Raw genomic sequence first — 16,110 nt, 5'->3', positions numbered from 1 at the left:
CAAGGCTGAACAGGACGAAGCGGCCCCAAAGAAACGGCGCGCCGGCAAACAAGCGACACGCTATCAGCCAAATGGCCGCCGTAATACCGAAGGTTGGAACTCTAAGCTGGCCAAACGTGCAAAGAAACAAGCCGAAGCTGCCCCGTCTCACGCCGCCGAATGACCACGCCCGCATGGCTGTTCAGGGCTGCGATATATGAGGTCTGCGCCCTGCCCAGCCATGATAGCGGACCACCAAGTGAGACATTTCTACTTTGCGGGCCGATGGACATTTCTACTTGGTTGCAACATCATGTCGCCGGGGTGGATTTCACAAATGAAGTGCAACACCGGCGGAAGTCTTTCGGGCCAATTTGATGGAGTGACAGGACTCCTCATGATACGGTAAGGCCGCGGAAATTGCGCTTCGCCGTGAGTTCTAAAACGCACAATCATAACAACCCGGTTTGCCCACAGCCCCACACAGCTTCGTTGCTCTGTGGGGGCAATCCACCGTGCGGGGCCATGGATAGACCTAAATCCAGCAAAGTGGCGCAGCTTTTCTCCGGCGACTGGTGCGATTTTTGTCCGGCGTTAACACAAAGGTTCAGGCGCCGCATTTAAGTCAATGCATCCTGGTGTGTGAAGGGTGCCAATGCCACCTATCTTAACAGCTTAGCGTAGGATCCGGCACTCTGCGGCATCAGACCCCACATAGAACAACCTGACGTCAACGCGGCACCAACGGAACAAGTCACCGTGCTGGGTCGTTTTACCCGAGAACACAAACTGAAAGAATTTCTGATATGCCCAATACACTGACACCCAACGCGCCGTTTCCAGACGTTGCCGTATCCACTCTCACGAATGGGGAGGTCAAAGTTGGTCAGCCGAACCGGGACCACGGCGACTGGCAATTGGTTGTTGTCTACCGCGGCAAGCATTGCCCGATCTGCAAATCCTACCTGACCGAGCTGAACGGCATGCTGGACGACTTCGCCGCGATCAACGTAGACGTTGTTGCGATCTCGGCCGATCCGGAAGAGAAGGCAAAAGCCTCAGCGAGCGATATCGGATACAACGGTGCCATCGGCTATGACCTCAGCCTCGCGCAGATGGCGCAGCTTGGCGTCTTTGTCTCTGACCCACGCAGTCCCGAAGAAACCGACCGCCCCTTTGCAGAGCCCGCGACTTTTGTCGTGCGCGGCGACGGCAAGCTGCAGATTGTGGATGTGTCGAATGCGCCTTTCTCGCGCCCTGCCTTGAAAGGCTTGCTCGACGGTCTGACGTTCATTCGTCAAAAAGACTATCCGGTGCGCGGCACTCACGCCGCCTGAGCCATATCTGAAGAAAGATGCTGCCAGGCCAAAAAGCTGGCAGCATTTTTTTTGCGACGACCCTCACGCTGTTTGTGATGTTGCCCAGAGCGCGATGAGCTGATCCGCCAGATGCACCATATCATCGGCGACGATGTCGGGCAAAGGCACACCGTCGACATGCATCACCGCGTTGCCAGGACGCCTGACCAATGCACCTGAACACCCCGCCGCCTGTGCACCGACCGTATCCCAAAGATGACAGGCCACCATGCACAGATCAGTCAAATCCACGTCCAATGCCTGTGCAACCAACCGATAGGTCTCAGGCGCGGGCTTGAACCTGCGGACGTCGTCAACGCTGAAAGACCGTTCAAAAAATCCTGAAAGCTCTGCGCGGTCAAGCGGCGTGGGAGACGGTCCGGGAGGCGAATTCGTCAGCGTCACCAGCCGAAACCCGGCGGCGCGCAGCTTTTCCAGAGCGGGGGCGACATCGGGCAAGGCTGGCATTGATCCGAGGTGCCCTTTCAAATCCACAATATCGCTGTCGCGGATCTCGATACCTTTTGTCTCGCCCACCATACGCAGTGTGCCCCCCGCCAGTTCACCGAACGGCGTATAGAGGCCAGACAGCGTCAGAGCTTCTGAATAGAGGACAAGCTGGGCGAACCAGTTCCGCATGACGGCCGCATCGCCAAATATCCGTTCAAAGATGGGCTCCAGTGTCGTGAGGTCCAGGAGCGTCTCGTTCACATCGAACACGATGACGGAGGGAGCTTGGGCTTTGGGCATGATGTCTCCGCTGTCGGATAGAATTCAGGTCAATGGTGCCTGCGGCGTCGTATAAAATTTCTCTCCGGACCGAACGACCAACGCACCGATCGCAGCAAGCCCGCTTGACCGCGCACACAACGTACCATCGTAGGCCGCAAACACCATAGACGTAAGCGCCAACCCGTAAACCGGGCATTGCCGCCTGCCGTTTTTGCGCGGCGCGGTTCAGCACATCTTCAGTCTACTGATTTATGCTCTTTCCTGACATCTCTGCTGTAGTGCAGCCTTGCGATGAGCCTCTGGATCGACACGGAATATCACGCGACCCGAATATGGCTGCGGCTCTTTCCCGTTCTTGGCGCAAGTATCGACGGCTTCATGGAGCTTTACCACACTGTCGCATGAAATCCCGGGCCGTCACGGATGCAGCAATCTGACCGGTCAGGGTGCCGGCCTCATTGTCGTATCTGATGCGGGCAGAGCAGCCTTTGTCAGGCAGTTTGTCAATGAACCATGTTCCGGCGGGGGCGCGAACTTCTCCGACCCCCAGACATATGCAGAGCTTAAAAGAGAGAGATCCCAGCAGCAGGTAAACCTTACCTGCTGCTGAAAAGGCCCGTGTGGCTGACGCCTATTTGGCTGGCGGCGTGAGCGTTGGATAGGTTACCCCAATCTGCTCCAAGTATGTGTCGTACTTGGAGGCATCATAGTAAAATTTCTCTTGCTGGGGGCGGAACTCGGCCATGATCTCTTCATTTTTGGTGATTGCGGGCTGATCCTCGCCTGTGATGAACGGCGTGTAGGTCTCATTTGCCGTCTGCTCGTCGCGGAAATAGGCCCGAGATTGCTCTAACAACTCAGGTTCCATGAGTAGATCAAGCGTCGTCATCGCAACTACCTTGGCTCCGGCAATGACACCCTTGTGCGCGATCGGCGTCGCCATCGTCATAGCGTTCGACCAGTGATGCCCGGGAAGCCCCGGAACGTTGGAAGGATAGCGGATAGTAATAGTAGGAACGACCCACGACACATCGCCAATGTCGTCGGAGCCGCCGCTGGTGGGAGTTTTTAGTGGCGCCCCCAATTCGTCGAGTTCTGTCGCAAGCCCCTTTTCATCTGCACCGACCGTGGCCTGAATCGCCTTGGCGAAAGCTTGGTCGTCTTCGGTCCAATCCGGAAGTCCCACCTTCCTGATGTTCTTGTCGGCGGCTTCTGCCATTGGTTTATTGAAGTGGCGAGGATATGCCGTGCCAACCATCTTTCGTGAAACGGTCGTATCGGTCATCATCGCCGCAGCTTCTGCGATCTTGTTAAGCGTATCGTAGTTTTTCTGAATATTTTTCTGATCCATTTCGCGGACAAAATACCAGACTGACGCTAGTGACGGAACGACATTGGGTTGATCTCCACCGTTCGTGATCACGAAATGTGAGCGCTGATCAGGTCGCAAGTGCTCGCGTTTGACGTTCCAGCCAATGTTCATAAGATCCACGCCGTCGAGAGCGCTTCTCCCTTGCCACGGTTGGCCGGCGGAATGAGCTGATTCACCCTCGAACGTATACTCCACTGATACAAGGCCCGTGCCATTCGCCTGACCCCAACTCGTCACCAGATTATTTGCAACATGGGTAAAGATGACGGCATCTACATCTTCGAACATCCCGTCTCGAACGAAGTAAGCTTTGGTTCCAAGAAGCTCTTCCGCCACGCCGGGCCATAGCATCAAAGTCCCCGAAATGCCTTCGCGCTCCATAAGATCCTTCACCGCGAGCGCGGCCACGATATTCACCGCCTGACCTGAATTGTGACCCTCGCCATGGCCGGGTCCGCCCTCGACCAACGGCTCATGGTAGGCGACGCCGGGCTTCTGCGACGCCTTCGGAATGCCATCGATATCGCTACCGAAGGCGATCACCGGCTCTCCGGTTCCCCAAGTCGCTGTCCATGCTGTGGAAACGCCCGCCGAGCCGTGCTCGATTACAAAGCCGTTCTCCTCCAGAAGTTTGGTGAGATAGCCAGAGGTTTCGACTTCCTGAAACCCGAGCTCGGCAAAGCTGAAGATCGAGTCAACCATTACCTGCGCAAGCTTGCTGTTTTCTTGGACCGCCTGAATGGCCTCGTCCTTCAGCGCAGCAAGTGCAGTGTCATCGGGCACAGAGGATTTTATCTCCGCTGCTGCCGCCTGTGCGGCGGCGAATTGTGGCATGGCCATGGCGAAGGCCGTTAGCAAGCTTAGCGTACACACCATCTTGACAGGCAAGATTTCATTTCGGAATTGCATTTTTACCTCCCGGAAATCGTGCAAACGAGTCGTCTGCAGGATTAGAGAAGCACAAATAGAAAAAAATTCAATCCTTAGTTGTTTCGTACTTAAGGCACTATCGCCTGAACTTCGGTCGTGATCCTGAAATGATCCAGATCCAACAAAAGCGGCGGCGTCTACCTTGGTGAAGCGCGGTCAATATCTAGCCGTGACGGCTATATGCGTCCTTAAGTTTTTCCATACCAATGCTAATTTCTTATGCCTTTGGGTGGGGCGTGGGAATTGGCCTAGCGTTTCCAGTCAGAACCTGGTGGGTCTTCTGCGGGCATTGGCAAGGGATTGTTGTCAAGTACCACCTTGCGAGTCCCAGTAAGAGTGACAACAGAGTAGGCTCCTTAACTCTGGCGTCGGCTATGCGGCGAGTTTTCATTATCTTGAATCTATTTAGAAATTACGAATCCGTACTGCCCCCAGCGCGTCATTTCTAATTTTTAGCCAATTTTGGACGCATCGTGCTCGGGCGGCAGGAGACTGAATCTTTCAGGATTCACAAACAAAAACCCGGCACCCTTGTGGATGCCGGGCCGGGGTCCGAATAGATATCGGGAATTGCTTCAGTTGGTTACATAGTCGTACTGGCCCGCTTTCCATTCATACATGATATATCCGGGCAAAGTCACATCGCCCTTGTCGTCGAATTTCAGCGCACCGAGTACGGTGTTGAAATCCCCGGCATTCAGCGCTTCGACCACGGGTTCATAATCTGTGGAGCCTGCCGCAGTCACTGCATCCGCATAGACCTGGATTGCGGCATAGGTGTAGAGTGCATAGCCCTCAGCGGTCTTTCCGGCAGCAGTCAAGGCGTCGACGACTGGCTTCGCCTCTTCGTTGCGGCGCGGATCGGGCGAGAATGTCATCATGGTGCCTTCGCCCGCGTCGCCGGTGATGGCCCAGTATTCATCCGTGACCAGAGCGTCACCCGACATCATGATCGTGTCCATACCCTGCTGCTGCATCTGGCGTTTGATGAGACCCGCCTCGGTATGATAGCCGCCGACATACAGAACCTCGACTCCGGCCTGCTTCAGCTTTGACACCAGAGCGGTGTAATCCTTTTCACCAGCCGTGTAGGATTCCGACATCGCAGACTGTCCGCCCTGTGCCTCGTAGACAGCCTGCGTGGCATCGGCCAAGCCTTGGCCATAGGCGGTCTTGTCGTTGATGAAGGCGACCTTCTTGCCGGCGTAGTGATCGATCAGGTATCTGCCGGCAACATCGCCCTGCTGGTCGTCCCGGCCGCAGACGCGGAATATCCCGTCCGAGGGCCGCTCGTCGGTGAACTTCGGGTTGGTCGAGCCGGGCGAGATCTGGATGATCTGTTCGTCTGCATAGACTGACGATGCCGGAATAGACGAGCCCGAGCAGAAATGTCCGGCAACGAAGGTCACGCCATCACCGGCGAACTGGTTGGCCACCGCAACCGCCTGCTTTGGGTCGCAGGCGTCGTCGCCGACAACCAGGCGGATCTGTTCGCCCATGATACCGCCCTTGGCGTTCAGGTCGGCAACCGCCTGTTCGGCTCCGCCTTTCATCTGCTCCCCGAACGAGGCATATTGCCCGGTCATCGGGCCGGCGACGGCGATCACGATCTCGGCCTGTGCTTGCGCTCCAAAGGAAAGGCCGAATGCCGCGCTCGCGAGAAGTATTTTTTTCATGTGAACTCCCTGTCGACACCTGTTTTCTAAGGGCGCGAGGTCAGGGTGTCTACTGCCTCACGCCGGGATGTGGTGGGGCGCCGCCCCGTCACAACAGCTCCATCGAACTCCAGATCACGGGCAAAGGAAAGCCCTGTTTTGCCGTGTTGCAGCCCGCCATTTACGGCCGCACTTTCCATTTGAAAGGGCCGCTGCGCTCGTATGCAAAGCGGTATTGCGCGCTCATCTGAGCGGATCGCGTGAACAAATGGGCAAGGGCCGCCACGGCCAGAAGGACGGCCAGATCGATGACAAAAAAATGGAGTGACAGGAGCGTTCCGTCAAACAGCGCAAAATGGATGAAACGGACCGCGCATGCCAGCAATAACACATAGACGAACAGCTTCCAGCGCGCGTCCCAACCAAGCGCCACCGCGCGTCCGGTCATCCAGGCCGTGCCACCGCCCAGGACCACCGTGACAAAAAGGAATGACCAAAGCGATTCCTCCCAGATCAGACCATCCATGCCATCCCTCCGATTTCCAAGTTGCCCAGCCCGAAGCGGCGCGCCATCAGTGCGCCCCGCCTTCCAGATAGGCCGCACGCACATCCTCACGCCCCAGAAGTTCGGCACCTGTGCCACTCATGGTGATTTTGCCGTTGACCATAACATAGGCCCTATGCGCCAGTTTCAGCGCGTGAAAGGCGTTCTGTTCTACAAGGAACACTGTCAGCCCCTCGTCGCGGTTTAGCGCACGGATGGCATCGAAAATCTGCCGCACGATCAGTGGGGCCAGGCCCAGAGAAGGTTCGTCGAGAAGCAGCAGCTTGGGGCGACTCATGAGCGCGCGGGCGATAGCGAGCATTTGCTGTTCGCCTCCCGAAAGAGTGCCGCCGCGTTGATGTCGCCTCTCTTTCAGGCGTGGAAACAGGGTGAACGCCTTTTCCAGATCCTGATCGAAATACTCCGGATTGACCAGCGCTGCGCCCATCATGAGGTTCTCAAGCACCGTCATCGCCCGGAAAATCCGCCGCCCTTCCGGGGACTGAGCGATGCCAAGGCGCATGATCTCATGCGTGGGCATCGCGGTGATGTCCTGACCATCATAGACCACTTGACCTTGGCGCGGGTGAGGATCGCCGCAGATCGTCATCATCAGCGTAGACTTGCCCGCTCCATTGGCGCCGATCATGGTGACGATCTCGCCACGGTGAACGTCGACGTCGACCCCTCGCAGGGCAATGATCTTGCCATAATAGGTGTGGATATCGCGGACCGAGAGCAAGGTTTTACTCATCGCCGGCCCCTTTTTTCGTCCGACCCGTAACTTCGATCAGATCTTTTCGCACCTCGGGCACATCGATCTCGGCTTCGTCATCCACACCGAGATAGGCAGCAACCACCCTCGGATCGGACTTCACCTCAGCCGCGTCGCCATCGGCAATCTTCACGCCGTAGTCCAGGACGATCACATGATCCGAAATCTCCATCACCACGCCCATGTCATGTTCGATCAAAAGGATCGAGGTGCCGTGCGTTTCGCGGATATAACGCAGCAGTAGGTTGAGATCGGCGGATTCGCGCGGATTCAACCCTGCGGCAGGTTCGTCAAGGCAAAGCACCAGCGGTTCGAGGCACATCGCGCGGGCGATTTCCAGTCGGCGCTGATCACCATAGGGAAGATCGCCGGCGGCATCGTCAGCACGATCGATCAGACCAACATGATCAAGCCAGTAAGCCGCCTTTTCCGTTGCGGCTTTTTCCGCCCTCTTGAAGGATTTCAGACCTAAGATGCCGCCGATTGTATAACCAGACGCGACCATCAGCGGATTGTGTTGGGCGACCAGAAGGTTTTCCAGCAGTGTCATGCCGCTGAACAGGCGGATGTTCTGGAACGTTCGCGCGACCTTGGCCTTTTGCGAAATTTCATAGTCGGGCATGCGTTCCAGCAGAAAGACCGCGCCGGCGTCCGTGCTGTGCCACCGTTTACCCTTGGTTGTCGCATGCTCGACGGCTGCGACCTGCGCACCTGTTCCGTGACGTGCAACAATTCGTCCTTCCGTCGGCTTGTAAAAGCCCGTTACGCAGTTGAAGACCGTGGTCTTGCCAGCACCGTTCGGCCCGATCAGCGCAGTGATATCACCGCGCCCCACCTCGAACGACAAATTATTGATCGCCAGCAGGCCGCCGAACCGCATGGACATGTGTTCGACCGTCAATACCGGATCGTCCTTCCAACGGTGGACGGATCGCGATTGCGTGCTCATGTCAATGTCCCTCGCCCTGTGCGACCTGATCTGCCTTGATCAGCTTCTTCTCTTTCAGCGTTGCCGAGGGTTCGCGAGTAGACACCAAGCCGCGAGGCTTCCAGACCATGATAACCACCATTGCCAATCCGAAGATCAGCATTCGGAATTCAGTCGGTTCGAACGACGGCCCGAAGACCTGTTTGAGGAAGTTCAGATTGCGCAGAAGTTCGATCCCGCCGACCATCACGACCGACGCTATGACGATCCCGATCTGGCTGCCAAGTCCGCCCAGAACGACGATTGCCAGGATGATCGCCGATTCCAGAAAGGTAAAGCTTTCGGGCGAAATGAAGCCCTGCCGGGTGGCAAAAAACGATCCTGCAAACCCCGCGAACATGGCGCCGATGGAAAATGCGCTGAGCTTGGTGTTGCGGGTATTGATCCCGAGGGACCGGCAGGCGATCTCGTCCTCGCGCAAGGCCTCCCAGGCGCGGCCGATCGGCAGACGGCGCAACCGCATAGTAACAAAATTTGTCAGCAGGGCCAGTACAAGGATGATGTAGTAGAGAAAGACGAAGCGGTGGATCGGATCATAGGGAATGCCGAACACGTCGCCAAAGCTACCCTCGCCGCGACCGATTTCGAGCCCGAAGAAAGTAGGCTTCGGGATGCCCGAAATGCCGTTCGGCCCGCCGGTAAAATCGTTCCAGTTGATAAGTACGATTCTGATCATCTCGCCGAAGGCCAGCGTCACGATGGCGAGGTAATCGCCGCGCAGCCGCAGCACCGGAAAGCCAAGGATCAGTCCCCAAGTCGCGGCCAGCAGCCCCGCCATCGGCAGAGCCGTCCAGAAGCCTAAACCTAAATAATGCGCTGAAAGTCCAAAAGAATATGCTCCGACCGCATAAAAGGCAACATATCCGAGATCTAGCAGCCCTGCGAGACCGACGACGATGTTCAACCCCCAACCGAGCATGATGTAGGTCATGATCAGGATAGAGAGATCGATAAACTGGCGGTCCTTGTTGGGAAACAAAGCCATGAAGAGAAACGGCAGCACCAGTGCGAAAAGCAGCGCGACGCGGCCCACTGTCTTGCCGGACGGTAGCGCCGCGACGATGGTCTTTCTTGCCGGCTTGCCGCTGCCCCAGTCGCGGTCGAACCAGAACAGGTTCAAAGCCATCCGGCCGGCAAAAACAATCGCGATAGCGGTCAGCCAAAGACCCCAGCGGGTGGTGACGTTCAGCCCACCGGTCACGATATCGGTACGCAGCGCGAGGAAGAAGAAGCCTAGAATCGCCGCCAATGCCCCCGCAATCAACGACTCGCGCAGGGCGCGGGCCATGCGGGTTTGCGGAACGTCGGCGTTCTTAGGCGCAACTGGTGTCGTTCCGGCAGGCACCTGCCCCGTCCCGGCCATCAGACCTTCTCGATCTCGGGCTTGCCCAAAAGGCCGGAGGGCATGAAGATCAGAACGATGGCGAGGATGGAAAACGCGGCGACGTCCTTGTATTCGACACTGAAATAAGCCGACCAGAAGACTTCGATCAGCCCGATCAGCAAGCCGCCCAGCATTGCGCCGGGAAGTGAGCCAATGCCGCCCAAGACGGCGGCCGTGAAGGCCTTCACCCCGGCGAGAAAGCCGATGTAGAAGTCGATGACGCCGTAAAGCAGCAAGAACATCAGCCCCGCGACCGAAGCTAGTGCCGCCCCCATGATGAAGGTCAGCGAAATCGTGCGGTCGACGTTGACCCCTAGAAGGGAGGCCATCTTGCGGTCCTGCTCGCAGGCCCGTTGAGCGCGCCCCAACGGCGTTTTCGATATCAGCAGCGAAAAGGCGACCATCAGGACAAAGGTCGTTCCGATGATGATTATCTGCATGTAAGAAAGTTGCGCGCTGATCGTGCCGGCGTCACTGGAACCGGACATCAGAGTTATGCCACCCTCGATCTGTGGTGGCAGTGGCTTAACTCGCGCGCCCTGAGTGACCTGAACGAAGTTCTGCAACACGATCGACATGCCAATGGCCGTGATCAGCGGTGCCAGCCGGAACGATCCACGCAAGGGGCGATAGGCCAACCTCTCGACGGTCCAGCCCCACGCCGAGGTGAATAGCATCGACACAATCAGCACCAGCAGCAGAACCACCGGCAGGAAGGTGATCCCAAGTATGGTGGTCAGCACCAGGAACGTTGCCAGCGCGATGAAAGCGCCGATCATGAAGATATCGCCATGCGCGAAATTGATCATGCCGATGATGCCATAGACCATCGTATAGCCGATGGCGATCAACCCGTATATCGATCCCAGGGTCAGCCCGTTGATCAATTGCTGAACGAAGTATTCCACTGATGTCCCCCCGCCACGCACAGAATCTGCGTCTGCATCCTGCGATGCGAGATTAGCGACAAGAATGAAAAATAAAACATCTAAAATAGCAGATCTATCGCACAGATATTTCCTGCGATACGCATCCGACAGCTTGGAGGGCCGTGTAAAAAGTCATCCCGGCGTTCTCACTCGCTCTACGGTCGGGCCGGCCGGTTCCGTGACAGCGATCGGTTCCGGCCTCTGTTCGGGACTGTCCTGGCGCGACGCGTCGCCGAGGGTCTGGTCGGCGGGACAGCGTTCGGGCCCGACGTCTCCATCATCAACGCAGAGGCAAGCCGGTATACGAAGGCTGAGTTCGAGACATGGAGCGTGCCGGAAAAGATCACCCGCGCCACCCAGGAATATCTCGAAACGCAGGACGACGCCGCCTTTGGGTCTGCGACCCCGGTGAAGTCGAAGACAATCTCGCCGTCGGACCCGGCCGCACGCTTCACTGGCGCCAATCGGGACAGGGCGTTCTTTGCATATAGCACCACCGACCTCGTCGAGCTGGACAACGCAGTGATCGTCGATGTGCCGGCCACCGCTCCTACGCAGGCAAGACCGAAGTAAGCGTTCGCTGGACCTCACCTTTTGATCAGGTTGACGACTTGAAATTCCACGGAAGCAGATCGTCGATGCCGCTTTGCGGCTGACCGTTGGCAATCGCAGTCAGGGTGGCCTTGAGGTAGGCGAAGGGCTCGACGCCGTTGATCTTGCAGGTTTCAATCAGTGACGCGATATGGCCCCAAGCGCGGTTAGGCCCGTCATGATCCGCGCAAAGACGCCTTTTTCGCTCCAGCGTTTCCAGCGATTGTAGAGCGTCTTGGCGGGGCCATACACCCTGGGCGCATCGCACCACCGCAACCCATTGTGATTGATAAATATAATGCCGCTCAGCACCCTCCGATCATCAACCCGGGGCTTACCATGGCACGTGGGAAAAAACGGTTTCAGGCGTTCCATTTTGCACCCCGCTCAGCCAGTAAAGATTGCTCATCGACTGAAATCAATGGGTCTGGAGCCTACGAACGGCTATGTGAAGAAAGGTCGCCGCTCACCTGGCCGACCGTCCAAGCTGGAGTTGCATTATGCAGCAAAACGCGCCGCGGCGGCACAGACGCAACCTGAAAGCTGACATGCGGTAATTTGGTCGGAGTTCGGCTGTGCGGGACAAAGTGAGCTTTTGCTGAATCATCACCAACATCTACTTTTCATCCAGGAGAGAGAGTCGTGGTGCCAGTCATACGACGCATTTTCCAATGCCCAATCCAGACCCGTTGCTGAAATCTCAATTTTGTCGGCCGATTTCCCCGGCGATGTCACTTGCGATCCCCATAATCCGGCGGACCCGGGCGGACGGCTCGGGGCCTTTGCGCGCAATCGACCACAACTCGTGATGGCGGCGATGGAGCAAGGGCGCGACGGTCAGCCGGTCGCGCCCGGCAAAGGCCTCGATTCCGCTGCGAGGCAAGAGGGTGTAGCCGATGCCGCAGGCCACCGGTGCCGGGATCTGGCCGATCTGGTTCACGACGGTCCGGATGCGCAATCGGTCCGCGCCGGTGAACGTGTCTGGGAAGTTCAGGGACAGAAGCTCATTTGCGTAGGCATAACCGTCGGGGTGCGCCACGAAACCGCGGGTCTCTAGGTTCTCAAAGGTCACGTGGCCCCCGGCGGCATCGGCGGGCAGGATCAGACACAGTTCCTCCCGACCGATCAACCGGGCGTCAAGGCGCGGGTGCCCGGGGTCCTGACCGACCACGCCCAAGTCGAAGCGCCCCTCCAGAACGCCGGACAGGACGTTGTTCTGCGGTGCCGCTTCCAGATGGATCGTCAGACGCGGGGCATCGCGCATCATGGCAATCAGCCGCGGATAAAGAATCTGCGCGAAACTGCCGGAACAGGCAATCCGGACCTCTCCGACGTCTGGATCGTCGGCGCGGATCGCGGCGTGCAGCTGCCGTTCCTGCGCCCGGCGCGCAAGACCCAGATCGCGCACCGTCTCACCCGCCGGGGTCAGGGCAAAACTTTTCCCCTCCTGCGCAATCAGACGTTGCCCAACTTGGCGCTCCAGCTTGCGCAGATGCTGCGAAACGCCGGGTTGCGTCATGTTCAAACGCGCGGCGGTGCGGGTGAAGTGGCCCGTTTCGGCAAGGGTGACAAAGGTATCGAGCCAGGTCGCGTTCAACATCGGATCATCACGTTTCGTTTGGAAAGACATTTCAGATGATAATTTCACCAAACCATGCGCTGCGTCTATCTGTCATTCAAGCAAACATCGAAAGGAAAAAACCATGACCCCGACCCCTCGCACGTTTTCCCACATCGGCATCTCTGTCCCCGATCTGGACGCCGCCGTGAAATTCTATTCCGAGATTATGGGCTTCTACGTCCTCATGGCCCCCAGCGAGGTGACAGAGGATGACAGCGCCATTGGGGTAATGTGCACCGACGTTTTCGGTCCGGGCTGGGACCGGCTGCGGATCGCGCATCTGTCGACCGCAGACGGGATCGGCTTCGAACTGTTTGAATTCAAGGGCAACGAAGAACCCGACGACAACTTTTCCTACCGCCGCCATGGCACCTTCCACTTCGCGGTGCAGGATCCCAACCTCGAAGAACTGCTGGAGAAGATCGTCGCCGCCGGTGGCAAGCAGCGGATGCCCGTGCGCGAATATTTTCCTGACGAGAAGCCATTCCGCATGGTCTATGTCGAAGACCCCTTCGGCGTTGTCTTCGAGATCTACAGCCATAGCTATGAGCTGACCTATTCGAACGGGGCCTACGCGTAAGTAGGTCACCGATCCCCATCATAGAGGAGACACGTCATGAAAGCCGCCATCATCCGTGACTACGACACCCCGATCGAAATCGCCGACATCGATCCGCCCGCGCTGAAGGACGATTCCGTCCTGATCGGCGTCCATGCGGCCAGTGTGAATCCCATCGACTACATCCTGCAATCGGGGGCGATGAAGGACAACATCCCCCTCGCGTTTCCCCATGTCATGGGCTTCGACGTCTCGGGCGAGATCACGCAGGTCGGCACGGACGTTGCCGGCTTCAAGGTCGGGGACGCGGTCTTTGCGCGCGCCAATCAGCAGGACGCCGGTGCAATCGCGCAGACAGCCCGTCTGAAGGCGGATGAGATGGCCCTGAAGCCCGCAAACATCAGCCACGAAGACGCGGCCTCCGTTCCGCTGGCGGGGCTGACGGCGTGGCAGGCGCTGATCTCGAAGGCGAAGTTGAAGTCGGGCGACAAGGTCCTGATCCACGCCGGATCAGGCGGGGTCGGCACGCTGGCAATCCAGATCGCGAAACACTTCGGCGCCCATGTCGCCACCACATGCAGCCCGCGAAACGCGGATCTGGTCCGCGACCTTGGGGCGGATGTCGTGATCGACTACCACAGCCAGGCCTTCGACGAGGAGCTATCGGACTACGATATCGTCTTCGACATGTTGGGCGGCGAGACGCTGAACCGGTCGTTCAAGGTTCTCAAGAAGGGCGGAACGCTCGTTTCGATCAAGGGTCAGGACACCGGCGGTCTGGCCGCCCAGCACGGCGTCCGGTTCGAGTGGTTCTTAATGGAGCCCGACGGTGCCATGCTGGCGGACTTGGCAAAGCTGATGGAGGACGGGATCGTGCGCCCTGTCGTCGACCGCGTCTATCCCATGAGCGAGACCACCGACGCCTACGCGGCGCTCAAGGACGGTCACGTCGTGGGCAAGATCGTGGTGGCCATAGATCAAGCGTAAGGCAAGTTATCCCCTGCCCGCCCCCGGATGACATTGTATCCAGTCGGGGGCCTGGACGCCGTCGCCAGGCCCCCTTCTGCGCGTCAGGCCGATTGCATGTTCAGCGCCTGTCCGTCGTGCTTGCCGGTCGTGGCGGCCTCGGCCAGCACGGCGGCCACGTCGGCGCGGCTCGCTTTGGCGGACGTATCGACCTGATCGCCAAGGATGACATCGGCGCTGCGACCGTCGTCGGTCAACGATACGGGCCGCAGGATGGCATAGGTCAAGCCGGACGCCTTAAGGTGTTCATCGGCGTCGTGTTTGGCCTTCAGGTAATGCGCCAGATCGCCCGACGGGTCGGACTGATCCGCACCGATGGAACTGAGCATGACGAAGCGGTCGACGCCCGCGTCTTTCGCCAGATCGATCAGCCGCATCGCGCCATTGCGATCCACCTTGTCGGTCATGCCCGGCCCGGTCGACCCACCGGAGCCTGCGGCAAAGATCACCACGTCGGCTCCGTCGCAAACGCCCGGTTGCAGGTCGGTCAGATCGCCGTGCCGCAGGTCGGTGCCTCCGGGCAGGGTCGAGGTGTCGGAGCTTTCGCGCACAAGGGCGGTCACCGTGTGGCCTTGATCCAGCAGGTCCTGTGTCAAAAGCAGGCCTGTTTTGCCGGTAGCACCGGCGATGAGGATATTCATGGGCATTAGAGGGTCCTTTCGTTGAATTTACGCGGGCAGTGCCATCGGCCCGGCGGATCGCGTTGCCGCGATGTAGCCAGACTGTTCTTGTAAGGCGTCCCAATAGGCCGCGATCCCGGGGTGGTCTGTCAACAGACCCAAGCGCGCCAGCAACGCGATGATGTAGGAGAGCTGGATGTCTGCCAGCATCGCCTTGTCGCCGAACAGCAATGGTCCGTCACCGATGGCCCGCGCGATATAGGTAAGGTGGGTGTCGAGCGCCGCTTTTGCATCGTCGGGCACCGGTTTCCCACGGAACGCGGGCATGATCGCCCGCAATCCGACCTCGGCGAAGGACGCTTCGACATAGTCGAACAGGGCCTCGTGCCGCCAGAAGTCCGCTGTGTCGCGCGGCGGCGTATGGGTGTCGTCGTCGAACTTGGCCGCCAAATAGCGCATGATCGTAGCGGATTCAGCGATCAGCTCGCCGTCGTCGTCGATCACCGGTGATTTGCCCAAGGGATGAACCTTTGACAGTTCCTTCGGCGCACGAAACGCCTCTGTCCGGTCATAATCGACCCGTTTACAGGGCTGGCCCAGATCGGCCAGCAGCCACAGGATACGGGTGGCGCGAGAGTATTGCAGGGCGCGGAGGGTAATCATGGCAAAAAGATCGCTTTCACGTTGACGAATCCCTTCGTGCCAAAGCCGCCGTGTTCGCAACCATAGCCTGAATCCTTGACCCCGCCGAACGGCATGTTCGGATCGGCCGCCCCGAACGAATTGATGCGAATCATGCCGGTATCGAAATGGTCGCGGCGAATGTGGAGATGCAGCTCCGGTTAGTGTCGGCGGCGTCGAGGCTGTCTATCCTGCACCAGCAAAATTTTCCTCCGTTTATCTCAATAGTTTGGGCTCGAGCACTAAATCGCTCCGCGATAGGGCGCTTGTTTCTGCCTATGTGCTGAGCTGGGATTTGTTTCGCGTTTTGTGATGTTGGGTGTGTGCTGTTGATCGAGGTGATTTTGCCTCGATTGACAGAGGACA

General features: G+C 58.2%; 16 protein-coding genes and 3 pseudogenes. 4 read left to right on the top strand and 15 right to left on the bottom strand.

What is annotated here, in order from left to right:
* Positions 1-785 precede the first annotated feature (785 nt).
* On the top strand, positions 786-1,316 hold the full coding sequence (locus tag FQ320_RS24260) for a redoxin domain-containing protein (RefSeq protein ID WP_148475851.1): 531 nt from the start codon (positions 786-788) through the stop codon (positions 1,314-1,316).
* Between the two features lie 63 nt (positions 1,317-1,379).
* Here the strand turns inward: FQ320_RS24260 and FQ320_RS24255 are convergent, their stop codons facing one another.
* From FQ320_RS24255 to FQ320_RS24215, 9 genes are all read right to left on the bottom strand, one after another.
* Positions 1,380-2,087 carry a haloacid dehalogenase type II gene (locus FQ320_RS24255; protein WP_148475850.1) on the bottom strand — a complete coding sequence of 236 codons (708 nt, stop codon included), beginning with the start codon at positions 2,085-2,087 and terminating at the stop codon, positions 1,380-1,382.
* Positions 2,088-2,318: 231 nt separating this feature from the next.
* The gene (locus tag FQ320_RS26705) at positions 2,319-2,462 is read right to left on the bottom strand and encodes a toxin-antitoxin system HicB family antitoxin (RefSeq protein WP_255509711.1); all 144 of its coding nucleotides are present in this window, start codon (positions 2,460-2,462) and stop codon (positions 2,319-2,321) included.
* Positions 2,463-2,700: 238 nt separating this feature from the next.
* Positions 2,701-4,350, bottom strand: coding sequence for an amidohydrolase (locus FQ320_RS24245; protein ID WP_222861714.1), 1,650 nt, complete (start codon positions 4,348-4,350; stop codon positions 2,701-2,703).
* 596 nt (positions 4,351-4,946) lie between these two features.
* On the bottom strand, positions 4,947-6,047 hold the full coding sequence (locus FQ320_RS24240) for a branched-chain amino acid ABC transporter substrate-binding protein (protein WP_148475849.1): 1,101 nt from the start codon (positions 6,045-6,047) through the stop codon (positions 4,947-4,949).
* Positions 6,048-6,207: 160 nt separating this feature from the next.
* Positions 6,208-6,552, bottom strand: coding sequence for a DUF6867 family protein (locus FQ320_RS24235; RefSeq protein ID WP_148475848.1), 345 nt, complete (start codon positions 6,550-6,552; stop codon positions 6,208-6,210).
* A 46-nt stretch (positions 6,553-6,598) separates the two neighbouring features.
* Positions 6,599-7,312 carry an ABC transporter ATP-binding protein gene (locus tag FQ320_RS24230; RefSeq protein WP_222861716.1) on the bottom strand — a complete coding sequence of 238 codons (714 nt, stop codon included), beginning with the start codon at positions 7,310-7,312 and terminating at the stop codon, positions 6,599-6,601.
* 4 nt (positions 7,313-7,316) lie between these two features.
* Positions 7,317-8,294, bottom strand: coding sequence for an ABC transporter ATP-binding protein (locus tag FQ320_RS24225; RefSeq protein WP_148475846.1), 978 nt, complete (start codon positions 8,292-8,294; stop codon positions 7,317-7,319).
* 1 nt (position 8,295) lies between these two features.
* Positions 8,296-9,696 carry a high-affinity branched-chain amino acid ABC transporter permease LivM gene (gene livM / locus FQ320_RS24220; RefSeq protein ID WP_148475845.1) on the bottom strand — a complete coding sequence of 467 codons (1,401 nt, stop codon included), beginning with the start codon at positions 9,694-9,696 and terminating at the stop codon, positions 8,296-8,298.
* On the bottom strand, positions 9,696-10,625 hold the full coding sequence (locus tag FQ320_RS24215; RefSeq protein WP_148475844.1) for a branched-chain amino acid ABC transporter permease LivH: 930 nt from the start codon (positions 10,623-10,625) through the stop codon (positions 9,696-9,698). Before FQ320_RS24215 ends, livM begins: the two co-directional genes overlap by 1 nt.
* Before the next feature lie 351 nt (positions 10,626-10,976).
* On the opposite strand from FQ320_RS24215, the gene FQ320_RS24210 reads away from it, so the two are divergent.
* Positions 10,977-11,219: a hypothetical protein gene (locus FQ320_RS24210; protein WP_148475843.1), complete on the top strand. Its 243-nt coding sequence runs from the start codon at positions 10,977-10,979 to the stop codon at positions 11,217-11,219.
* 25 nt (positions 11,220-11,244) lie between these two features.
* Here FQ320_RS24210 and FQ320_RS24205 read toward each other — a convergent pair.
* The 3 genes and pseudogenes from FQ320_RS24205 to FQ320_RS24195 all read right to left on the bottom strand — a co-directional run.
* Positions 11,245-11,448, bottom strand: a pseudogene (locus tag FQ320_RS24205) (transposase domain-containing protein); the annotation flags it as partial.
* Positions 11,400-11,646: pseudogene (locus FQ320_RS24200) on the bottom strand (transposase); the annotation flags it as partial. The pseudogenes FQ320_RS24205 and FQ320_RS24200, both read right to left, overlap by 49 nt.
* Before the next feature lie 291 nt (positions 11,647-11,937).
* Complete coding sequence (locus FQ320_RS24195; protein WP_148475842.1) at positions 11,938-12,837, bottom strand: LysR family transcriptional regulator; 900 nt, start codon at positions 12,835-12,837, stop codon at positions 11,938-11,940.
* 103 nt (positions 12,838-12,940) lie between these two features.
* Between FQ320_RS24195 and FQ320_RS24190 the strand changes: the two genes are divergently transcribed.
* Both FQ320_RS24190 and FQ320_RS24185 read left to right on the top strand, forming a co-directional pair.
* Positions 12,941-13,438, top strand: coding sequence for a lactoylglutathione lyase family protein (locus FQ320_RS24190; RefSeq protein ID WP_148475841.1), 498 nt, complete (start codon positions 12,941-12,943; stop codon positions 13,436-13,438).
* A 36-nt stretch (positions 13,439-13,474) separates the two neighbouring features.
* Positions 13,475-14,404, top strand: a complete 930-nt coding sequence (locus FQ320_RS24185; protein WP_148475840.1) for an NADP-dependent oxidoreductase — start codon at positions 13,475-13,477, stop codon at positions 14,402-14,404.
* Between the two features lie 83 nt (positions 14,405-14,487).
* Here FQ320_RS24185 and FQ320_RS24180 read toward each other — a convergent pair whose 3' ends face one another.
* The 3 genes and pseudogenes from FQ320_RS24180 to FQ320_RS24170 all read right to left on the bottom strand — a co-directional run.
* On the bottom strand, positions 14,488-15,084 hold the full coding sequence (locus FQ320_RS24180; RefSeq protein WP_148475852.1) for an SDR family oxidoreductase: 597 nt from the start codon (positions 15,082-15,084) through the stop codon (positions 14,488-14,490).
* 27 nt (positions 15,085-15,111) lie between these two features.
* Positions 15,112-15,726 carry a glutathione S-transferase family protein gene (locus tag FQ320_RS24175; RefSeq protein WP_148475839.1) on the bottom strand — a complete coding sequence of 205 codons (615 nt, stop codon included), beginning with the start codon at positions 15,724-15,726 and terminating at the stop codon, positions 15,112-15,114.
* A pseudogene (locus FQ320_RS24170) lies at positions 15,723-15,887 on the bottom strand (aldehyde dehydrogenase family protein); the annotation flags it as partial. The gene FQ320_RS24175 and the pseudogene FQ320_RS24170, both read right to left, overlap by 4 nt.
* Between the last annotated feature and the right edge of the window lie 223 nt (positions 15,888-16,110).

The sequence above is a fragment of the Oceaniovalibus sp. ACAM 378 genome, from assembly GCF_008085915.1.
GTDB lineage: Bacteria > Pseudomonadota > Alphaproteobacteria > Rhodobacterales > Rhodobacteraceae > Oceaniglobus.
Note: the sequence above shows the minus strand (reverse complement) of the source record. Positions and strands in the feature narration are given on the sequence as shown.